The following is a 9,831-nucleotide window of genomic DNA, read 5'->3' on the forward strand; positions in this document are numbered from 1 at the left end:
AGTCCCCATAGGGGACTTTTAACATATTATTTAAGGGCAGATACCTTTGTGACTGACAGCTTATTCGCCTTCGTTACCGATACCTAAACGCTTCATTACATCATCACTTACACCCGTAGATGAATAACCACCATCATGGAACAAGTTCTGCATGGTAACCATCCTGGTTAGATCCGAGAATAAGGTTACGCAGTAGTCTGCACAAGATTCTGCATCTGCATTGCCAAGAGGAGCAATTGAATTAGCAAAATCGTAGAAGTCACCGAAACCTTTGATACCTGTACCAGCAGTGGTTTTGGTTGGAGATTGAGAAACGGTATTAATCCTTACCTTCTTTTCTACGCCATAGTGGTATCCGAAGCTTCTTGCGATAGATTCCAGCATTGCTTTAATATCAGCCATGTCTGTATAGAAAGGATAGGTACGCTGAGCAGCCATATAAGTTAGGGCTACAACGCTACCACCTTCAGCAATTGCATCCAGTTTTTTCGCTACAGCAAGCATTTTATGGAAAGACATCGCAGAAACGTCGATACCTTTCATGAAGTAGTCGTAGTTAGATTCTGTGTAAGGGATTTTTTTACGGATATTAACACTCATACCGATCGAGTGCAATACGAAATCTATTTTACCACCTAATATTTCTTGAGATTGAGTAAACAAGTTGGTCAATTCATCAACATTGGTTGCATCAGCAGGAACGATTTGTGAGCCAGTTTTTTCAGCCAAAGTGTTGATCTCACCCATGCGCATAGCAATAGGGGCATTGGTTAACACAAATGTTGCGCCCTCTTCATGTGCTTTTTCAGCAACCTTCCATGCGATAGAATTTGCATCTAATGCACCGGTAATGATTCCGCGTTTACCTTTTAATAAGTTGTACATATTTCTACTTTTAATGTTGTTGTTAAGGCCTAACTTAACAAACCCGAAGTTAGCAAAATTTTCTTTTCAGTATCTGGCTTATTCATTTTTATAGCCCAGCAGGTCTTTCGCATTTTCCAAGGCAGAGCTTCCCGGGTTTTTCCCGCTAAGCATCTCAGCGATAGCATCAACCCGCTCCGTTGCCGACAATCGGCGGATCCCGGTAGTGGTCTTATCTTTAGCCTCATGTTTGTATACAAAGTAATGGGCCTGGCCTTTTGAAGCGATTTGGGGGAGGTGTGTAATGCAAAGCACCTGCATGTTTTTCTCCAGATGTCCAATTACGTCCCCGACACGCAAAGCCGTTTCTCCGGAAATACCTGTGTCAATTTCATCGAAGATCAAGGTCGGCAATGCGGTGTGTTTCGCCATGATGGACTTAATGGCAAGCATTAACCTCGATAACTCTCCACCTGAAGCAATTTTGCCTACCGGTGCAGGAGCCTGACCAGCATTTGCTGAGAATAACAAGGTGATCTGATCCTTGCCGTCTTTACCTAAGTCCTCCAGAACAGTTTGCTCCAGATGGATCTTAGCATTTGGCATGCCCACCTGCATCAGGATTTCATCGACCTGCTTTTCAGAGTTCTTAATAGACTTGCTCCGGTTCTGAGAAAGCTTATCCGCTTTTTTCTCCAATTCGGCACGTCGTATCTCCAGATCCTTCTGCAGTTTTTCGATCTCCTCATCGCCACTCAGCATCTTGTTTAGGCTGTTGCTTAAATCCTCGCGGATCTGGATCAGCGCTTCAACCGTTTTCACCCGGTGTTTCTGTTGCAAAGCATAGATCACATCCAGACGGGTGTTAATCTCTTCAACCCTTGCCACACTGAAAACCACAGATTCGTCCAAAGCCATCAACTCTTCAGAGATATCCTTCAATTCGATCAGGGCAGATTTAAGTCGTTCGTTCTGCGCTTCGTATTCCGGATTATACTTTTCAATGCTGTTCAGCTGACTAACCACTTCCTTCAGCATTGGTAGCACAGCAATTTCCTGCTCGCTCAGCATTGCGTAGCTGTTTACCAGACTACGTTTAATGCTCTCCGCATTATTCAGGAGTTCAAGTTCGGCTTCCAACTGTTCCTGTTCTTCAGCTTTCAGGTTAGCCGCCTCAAGTTCATTGAACAAGAACTGCTCATAGTCCTGTTTACTTCTGGCTTCATCTGCAGCAGTCTGCATGGCCACCAGTTGTTTGCTGAGCTTACGATATGCATGATACTTATGGCGATAATCGGTAAGCAGTGGCATATGGTTGGCCAGCGTATCCACGATGGACAGCTGGAAAGCCGCATCACTAACTTCCTGGGTAGCATGTTGCGAGTGAATGTCAATCAGCTTTTCGCCCACCTGTTTCATCACCGAAAGCGTTACCGGGGTATCGTTAATGAACGCCCTTGATTTGCCATCAATGGAGATCTCACGTCTCAGGATGCTTTCTTCCTGGTAATCCAGGTCATGTTCAAGAAAAAGATGTTGTGAGTTCTCGTTCAGTTTAAACGTCCCTTCAATCACACATTTCTTTTCCTGATTGAAAAAATACCTGGTTTCTGCCCGCTGACCTAATATCAGCGACAAAGCGCCCAGCATAATGGACTTACCAGCACCGGTTTCCCCGGTTACAATGTTCAAACCTTTCTCCAGCTCAAGTTCAACACTATCAATTAATGCGTAATTACGTATAGAAAGTTTTTGTAGCATATTTCATCGCTAAATTAATGAAAACTTAGCCTCGCATGTTTATTTTCTTTACAACAAAAAAAGGCAGATAAAGATCTGCCTTTTTCGATAATCGTTCTTTGACCATTCAGCTGGTCAACAATCAGGACTTTCTTTTTTCCTGTTTCTTTTTCAGTTTCTCCACCTTTTCTTCAAATTCCTTTTTCAATTTCTTGTATTCTTCAGAGTTGCGAAGTGCGATAGATTCATTTGCATCCGTGTCAAACTTGAAGTTCAGATTCAAGTTTTTAAGTTGATTTTCTATCTCGGGGCTGATCATCATTCTCTGAAGCTCCTTAGAGCTTTCACGCATCTCCTCGTTCAACTTCTTCATCTCTTCACGATGTTCAGGACTGTTCATTTTTAAACGCATTTCCTCGGCATGCTTTTTCATCTTCTCTGTAAGTGCCTTGCGTTTTTCTTGCTCTTCTGGTGAACTAAACTGCCTGGTGAAAACTTCACCTCGCTTCTGCATCTCCAAGCCAAGCTTCTCCCATTTAGCCCGCTCTTCCGGTGAATTAAAGCGCTTGGCGAAGGCTTCGCCCTTTTTCTGCATTTCGAGGGCCAGTTTCTCCCATTTGGCTTTTTCCTCAGGTGAATCAAAATGTTTGCGTATCGACTCTGCATTTCTTCTCAAGGAGATCACCGTTGTGGAATCCATTGGGTAACCATCAGATTTGAACCTGTAAACATGGGCTGGCTCCTCAATGCGGAGACTATCCGGAAGCTCGCTAACCGCATTGTATTCCTTTTTATTGCCTTTTTCATCTACTGTGATGATCTTAACCTTTTTCTTCTTTTGTGGTGGGGTGTCTATCGGCAGGTCTATTTTAGGCATTGCCTGTACATTATCCAGCGTAAAATGTCTGACCACGTCGGCAGCTGCGGTTTTTACAGTTTCCTTGTCTTTAGCCGGACTTACCCATGCCAGTGAAATAATCGTTCCCAAGGTAAGGGAAATCGCAAAGATGCGTTGCTTCGCGCTCATGTACGTCGTCTTCATATCGGTGATTCTTTTAATTCTATGGTACAAATGCTGGCTGTTGCCACTTGCGGCAAGTGATAAAGCCGGGGTATCTTTTTCCTTTAAAATTTCTATTTTCAACAAGGCATGTGCATAGGTCAGGGGTGTGCCGGTAAACTTCACCACGAGATCATCGCAATCATGTTCGCGTTCTATGCGGATAAACCTGCTGCTGAGCCATACAAAAGGATTGAAGAATAACACCGTTTCTATAGCAGTTTTAATCAGGTTGAGCAGAAAATCATTGCGACGCACATGAGACAATTCATGAATCAGGATAGCTTCTACCTGTTGCAGATCAAGCTGTGTCGCCATGCTTACCGGAAATAAGATGATGGGTTTAAAAAAGCCGATAACCAGCGGCACATTGACCTTGTCAGATAGCTTAAATAGTACAGGCTTTGCAATATTCAGTTTTAACAGCACAGCCTGGAACTTTTCCTGCCACAAGGGCGGAACACAATCATGCGCAGCATGTTTAACCAGTTCAAGCTTTTGGTAGCTGTACCAAAGAATTATGATTTGCACGATTACACCCAAGCCATAAAGTGCAACCAGGTAGGGAAAGTAGTGCTCCGCAACAGGCACAAACCCGGCAGTTTCTGGAGCTGCGGCCAATTCTGCTGCCAGGGAAACCTGTTGGTTAAGCGTTAAGGTTAATGCCCCGCTCGGCCCTTTTAAAATGGAAACAAAAGTTAACAGGAAACTCGCAAACATCAGGGCTATCGCGCCAAAGGCTAGATTATGCTTCAGCCGCGCCGTTATTCGGGGGACAGCCATGAGGATCAAAAACAACAGCCCATATATTACTGCGCCTTGCCATAGGGAATGAAACATACTCCATCCAAATGCACTGATGATTGTGTTAAAAAATGTTTCCATGATTTTATTTCTTACTTAAATCGTCTAGATATTGTTTAATTGCATCCAGCTCCTCCTTGCTCGCTTTGTGGTTTCCTAAGGCCTGCATCACCATCCGGCTTGCAGACCCATTGAAAACGTTGTCAATCATCCGGGTAACCAGGTGTTGCTGTGTCCGTTGCTGGTTTACCAGGGCTTTGTAAACGTGGGTCTTTGAGCTGGTGTCGCGGGCGACAAGCCCTTTTTCATGCATGATCTGCATCAGCTTCAAGGTGGTTGTATAGCCGGCATCTTTGTTTTGTGCCAAGACCTCGTGCACGTCCCGCACGGTGCAGCTCTTTTTTGCCCATAAAATTTGTAGAATCTCTAATTCACTTTCCGTCGGTTTTATCTCTATCGCTGTTGCCATCTTTTATACTACGAATTGTTTCGTATATAAAACTACGAATGTATTCGTACAATGCAAATTATTTTTGAAAATATTTAGAAATGAGGAATTGTGATCTAGGGGATTACCTGGAAGCTCGTTAGCTATGTTACCTCGGGGGTAGCACCGAGTGAGCCTGTGCTGGCTTTACTTTAGCGCCTCGTATCTGCCTGCATTTGCTGGATCAATACCCGAGAGCAGATCCAAAGCACTGCGTTTTTGGGCAGCATTGAGTCCTGAGAAGATGTTACCGAACTCTTCCGCTTTACCCGAAAAGAAGATATTCGGAAAGTAGGCGCCAAGTCGTTGCTTGTCTAATCCACTAAGGTCTGTGAGGCTTTTAAAAAGATTGCGCGATGCAGTATGCTGGTCCTGCGCCAATCGGTCGAGACCTTCAATATGATAGCTGTAAATGAAATCCCGCAGTTGCAGGTAGTTGCTGTTCAATAGGTTTTCATTAAGCCAGTAGCGGTTCCTTAAACCATCGGCAGCTTTCCAGCCGGCATTACCAGAGCTCTGCGCAACATTCATCACCTGCTGTGCCTTAGTAAAAAGTGGTGTTCCCCCTTGTCTGGCAAAGCTGTCCTTATCGAGGCCTATAATGGTATAAGCATAAAAAGCCAGCATGGAACTTAGATTATTGATAAACAGCTGATCCGAAAAGTCCAGCGGTTGCCCTTCTGTGTAGGTAAAATTGAAGTCCTTGTCGCTTAAATTTAGCAGCGTACTGTTGTAGGTACTGCCAAATACAGGCCGGGAGGATTGTATCTGTGCTTCTGCCTGGTAACCGGCATTACCGTCCCAGGCTCTAACGGTAATCACGAAATTACAGGTAATGCGTTCTTGTGGCAGGTAGGTGTCTGCGCTCCATTTATTATTGTTCAGAAAGTTGCGCATGGTCTCTTGCAGCATTTGCAACGTTGCCGGATTGAGATTGGAAACAGTCGGGGCGAGCAGTTGTACCCTGGCATTCAACTCTTGTGCGTACGTTTGCTTGAGCAGGCAACACAGAAGGATAAGCAACAGGATACGTTTCATATCAGAGCAAGCTAATAATTTCCTGGCAGATGTCGGCTGCTACAGCAGCTTTGGACTTTACCTCATAGGTCTTCTTCTCCAAGGCTTTATTGATGATGGTGATTTTGTTGGTGTCGACACCAAAACCTGCACCGGAATCGTTCAGCGAGTTCAGGACGATGAAATCAAGGTTTTTACGCTGCAGTTTTTGCTTTGCATGTTCCTCTTCATTGGTAGTTTCTAAAGCGAAGCCCACCAGGATCTGATCCGCAGTTTTTTGACTGCCCAGTTCGGCCAGGATGTCTGCGGTCTTTTTTAGCGTTATGGTAAGTGTCTGATCCTGTTTTTTAATCTTTTCCTTTGCAACGATCTCTGGCGTATAATCTGCTACAGCTGCGCTCATGACTGTGATGGATGCCGCTTTGAAATGTTCCATACAAGCCTGGTGCATTTCCGCGGCACTGCGCACATTGATGCGCTTGATGCCTGCACTGGACTGCTCTGCACTTGGGCCGCTGATCAGCGTAACGTCCGCGCCGAGGTTTTCAAAGGCATGCGCTATTGCAAAGCCCATTTTCCCGGAGGAGTGATTTCCAATAAAGCGGACAGGATCGATCGCTTCATAGGTGGGGCCGGCAGTAACCAGCACCTTTCTGCCAAGCAGAGGCATACCCTGGGTGATCTGAGCGTTTAGAAAATCCATGATTTCTTCCGGTTCTGCCAGGCGACCTTCGCCCACTAATCCGCTGGCAAGTTCTCCACTTCCCGGTGCGATCATCAGGTTTCCAAAGGCCAGTAGCTTACGGATATTTTCCTGTGTACTTTCATGCTTCCACATGTCCAGATCCATTGCAGGCGCAAAGAGCACCTGGCATTTTGCGGAAAGGTACACTGCTGAAAGCAGGTTGTCACAAACGCCGTTGGCCATTTTGGAAAGCGTATTGGCACTGGCAGGTGCGATTAGAATGTAATCGGCCCATAATGCAAGCTCCACATGGTTGCTCCATACGCCGGTTTCTTCCTCGTAATATTTGGTATAAACTGGATTTTTAGAGAGGGTAGCAAGGGTAAGCGGCGTAATGAAAGCTGCCGCATTTGCAGTGAGAATAACCTTGACGTTTGCACCGGCTTTTACGAGCAATCTGACCAGGGAGGCCGATTTATACGCTGCGATGCTGCCGCAAACGCCAAGGATAATATTTTTATTTTTAAGCATGCTTTATTGCAATTGGAGATGCAATGGTTAACTATGCCTTGGTATTTTCTTCTTTTGCTGGGTTTCTGTGGTAAACCTTACCATTAAGGAACTCATCAATAGCGATCAATGAAGGCTTCGGCATACGCTCATAGTGCTTGCTGATCTCGATTTGTTCTCTGTTTTCAAATATCTCCTCCAGGTTATCATTTGAAGACGCAAATTCTGCCAGTTTACCGTGTAGCTCTTCTTTGATGTTGTTAGAGATCTGATTTGCCCTCTTCGCGATGATCACTAAAGACTCATAGATATTCTCGGTCTTCTGATCTAAATCATTAACATTTCTGGTAACGGTTGTATTTGGTACAGCGGGTTTGTTCGTATTCATTATGTTGTTGGGGTTTTAATCGTGTTTCTAGTACTATCTCTTTTCGCTTCTTTTTCAAGCGTTTCTTTATACTTCTCAGTTTGTTTTGCAACTTCTGCCAGCACACGCTTCGCATTTTCAATGCCAGCTTCGCTGTCGGCTTTTAAATCGTTTACTTCTTTCAGGTATTTGCTTTCCGGATGCGATTGTACAAACTCATCTGCAAACTGGATTGCTTCAGTATAGCGCTCTTCCTGGCGGGTTTCAAAACTGTTCTTTGCATACAGGTACTGTGACTTAACGGTCAACAGGTCCATTTCTTCTGCATACTTAATGTCCGGGAATTCTACCTGAGCCGTTTGCAGTGCTACTACGGCAGCTTTATAATTGCTGATGTCGTAACCGCCAAGGTCATAATATAATTTAGCATTGGCGTAAGCCTTATCTTCCAATTTGCCCCTTAGATCGTTGATGTACTGTGTAGCCTGTGCAACACGTTCACTTTTAGGATATAGGTTGATGAACAGCTGCATCGCGTCAATTGCTTTATACGTGTTCTCCTGATCTAAGGTAGAAGCCGGCGACTCCAGGTAGAAGCAATACGCATACATATAGCGGCATTCCTCTGCATTTTTACTTGTTGGATAGATATCGGCAAAGCTTTTAAACTGAAAGCGGGCAGTAGTGTAATCGCCTAAACGATATAGGGTATATGCGTAATAGTAGTTTAAGTCCTCCGCTTCAGCCCGTCCCCGGTACTTCTGCGTCAGGTCTTCGAATAAAATTAATGCTTTTGAATAGTTCTTGTTATTATAAAGTCTAACAGCCTCTTGATATTTCTTAGCAACGTCATTGCTAAGGCGGATTTTTTCAAACTGACTTTTACATCCGGCAATAGATAAAGTCAAGATTGTTAGTAGTAAAAAAGTTAAGTGTTTAATTTTAAACATTCTGCAAAGATAAGTAATAATACGACAACGTCAATTAAAAATAATAGTCCGCTAAGCTATCGAAAGGCATTCATCCTTTCAAGTCATTAACATTTTTTAACACAAAAAAAGAAGGGCAGCATGCACGGCTGTGCTGATGTATTTGACGTGGCTGAGGTCTGGATGCTCACTGGTTAAACATTCGTGTTTAACGGTCCCGGTGCATACCCTGTTCAGCTTCATGCCTGATGCACAGCAAACACAGAGCAGACACACCTACGGTGTGCGTTTGATGTGGGCGAGGTGTGGGTCAGGTGTGGCTGAGGTCTGCGTTTGATCCGAAGCTGCGGCGTGCTGGTTCTAGAGGATTTGATGCGGCATTTTGGGGCCTGACTGTTCCAGAAGGCTGCGGTGATTTTTTGAATTAATTCCAAATTGGCTATACAAGCGGACGCTGTATTGCGGCTGGCACTATACACCTGTTGATTTTTCTTTAGCTGGACGGTGAGTGAATGTTGTGTCAATTGGAGTTCTTAACAGCTCCTCAAATGCTCACCGCTCAAGCGGAGTTTTATTTAGGACCTATATAGTATAAGTGTGTATGCTCCGTAATGATGGATTTGTGATTCTGCTTAGCAGAGCACGCTATATAGCTATGCTGAAATCCTGCTGTCCCGGAGTGTATCCTATTATATATAGCAATGACTGTATTTATATCTAAACATGGGCGGGGTGGCGATTCGAATTATTTGATGTTGTTTTGTAGTTGGAAGGCCGAGCTAATTGTAGCATAGGCCCAAAAGGAAAGTTCATGGGTACCAGGCTTTGGAATTGGGATGTTGCTGAATTATTAAAGGCAGTACTGAGCTTGGTGCATTTTATCGAAAAGTAGACCGGGTTGAAGACAGGCTGATGTTAAGGTGAGTGATGTTAAATTAACTTAAAACAGCAGCAATGTGTTGGATTGACCAGGCCTGAAACTGAAATTTGAGGCTGAAACCACTTTGAAATACAAGTTTTAACCCGCCGCTTTACCTTATTGTACAAGCGACACGAAGCATTGTGAAAAGCTGTGCAAATAATTTGCCTTGTCTCACAGCATCTTAGCAGGTTTAAACAGGATATTTCTACCTATTGTTTTGCAGCCCGGAAATTTTCCTCTACATTTGCACTCCGCTTCGGAGGAAGGGAAACAGTGAAAAGGATAAAGAAGAAAGATTTGAAAGGCTGAAAAGGAGTAAGATAATGTCTCTTTTTGCGTTTACCGGAAACGGCAAACGAGTTCCCTAAACCGGAACAAACAAAAAGAAAAAGATTTAGAAATAAATTCTTGACAATATCAAAATCATTACTACCTTTGCAGTCCCA

At 44.1% G+C, this 9,831-nt stretch carries 9 protein-coding genes; all 9 read right to left on the reverse strand.

All coding sequences use genetic code 11. The features are described from left to right. Window positions 1–60: 60 nt before the first annotated feature. Complete coding sequence (locus tag ACTHQF_RS16715; protein WP_440432014.1) at window positions 61–885, reverse strand: enoyl-ACP reductase FabI; 825 nt, start codon at window positions 883–885, stop codon at window positions 61–63. A gap of 78 nt (window positions 886–963) precedes the next feature. Continuing rightward, window positions 964–2,625 carry a DNA repair protein RecN gene (gene recN / locus ACTHQF_RS16720; protein WP_440432016.1) on the reverse strand — a complete coding sequence of 554 codons (1,662 nt, stop codon included), beginning with the start codon at window positions 2,623–2,625 and terminating at the stop codon, window positions 964–966. Between the two features lie 121 nt (window positions 2,626–2,746). Continuing rightward, the gene (locus ACTHQF_RS16725; protein WP_440432018.1) at window positions 2,747–4,549 is read right to left on the reverse strand and encodes a M56 family metallopeptidase; all 1,803 of its coding nucleotides are present in this window, start codon (window positions 4,547–4,549) and stop codon (window positions 2,747–2,749) included. 4 nt (window positions 4,550–4,553) lie between these two features. Next, a complete protein-coding gene (locus ACTHQF_RS16730; protein ID WP_440432020.1) occupies window positions 4,554–4,937 on the reverse strand; it encodes a BlaI/MecI/CopY family transcriptional regulator in 384 nt (127 codons plus the stop codon). A gap of 165 nt (window positions 4,938–5,102) precedes the next feature. Next, entirely contained in the window at window positions 5,103–5,993 is an 891-nt protein-coding gene (locus ACTHQF_RS16735) for a DUF4835 family protein (RefSeq protein ID WP_440432022.1), read from the reverse strand. Between the two features lies 1 nt (window position 5,994). Beyond that, window positions 5,995–7,188 carry a bifunctional phosphopantothenoylcysteine decarboxylase/phosphopantothenate--cysteine ligase CoaBC gene (gene coaBC, locus ACTHQF_RS16740; RefSeq protein WP_440432024.1) on the reverse strand — a complete coding sequence of 398 codons (1,194 nt, stop codon included), beginning with the start codon at window positions 7,186–7,188 and terminating at the stop codon, window positions 5,995–5,997. Window positions 7,189–7,219: 31 nt separating this feature from the next. Continuing rightward, complete coding sequence (locus ACTHQF_RS16745) at window positions 7,220–7,555, reverse strand: DNA-directed RNA polymerase subunit omega (RefSeq protein ID WP_440432026.1); 336 nt, start codon at window positions 7,553–7,555, stop codon at window positions 7,220–7,222. Further along, entirely contained in the window at window positions 7,555–8,484 is a 930-nt protein-coding gene (locus ACTHQF_RS16750; protein WP_440432028.1) for an outer membrane protein assembly factor BamD, read from the reverse strand. Before ACTHQF_RS16750 ends, ACTHQF_RS16745 begins: the two co-directional genes overlap by 1 nt. Window positions 8,485–9,594: 1,110 nt before the next feature. Beyond that, on the reverse strand, window positions 9,595–9,831 hold a 237-nt coding region (locus ACTHQF_RS16755; protein ID WP_440432030.1), incomplete at its 5' end, for a hypothetical protein.

The organism is Pedobacter sp. SAFR-022 (assembly GCF_051965375.1).
GTDB lineage: Bacteria > Bacteroidota > Bacteroidia > Sphingobacteriales > Sphingobacteriaceae > Pedobacter.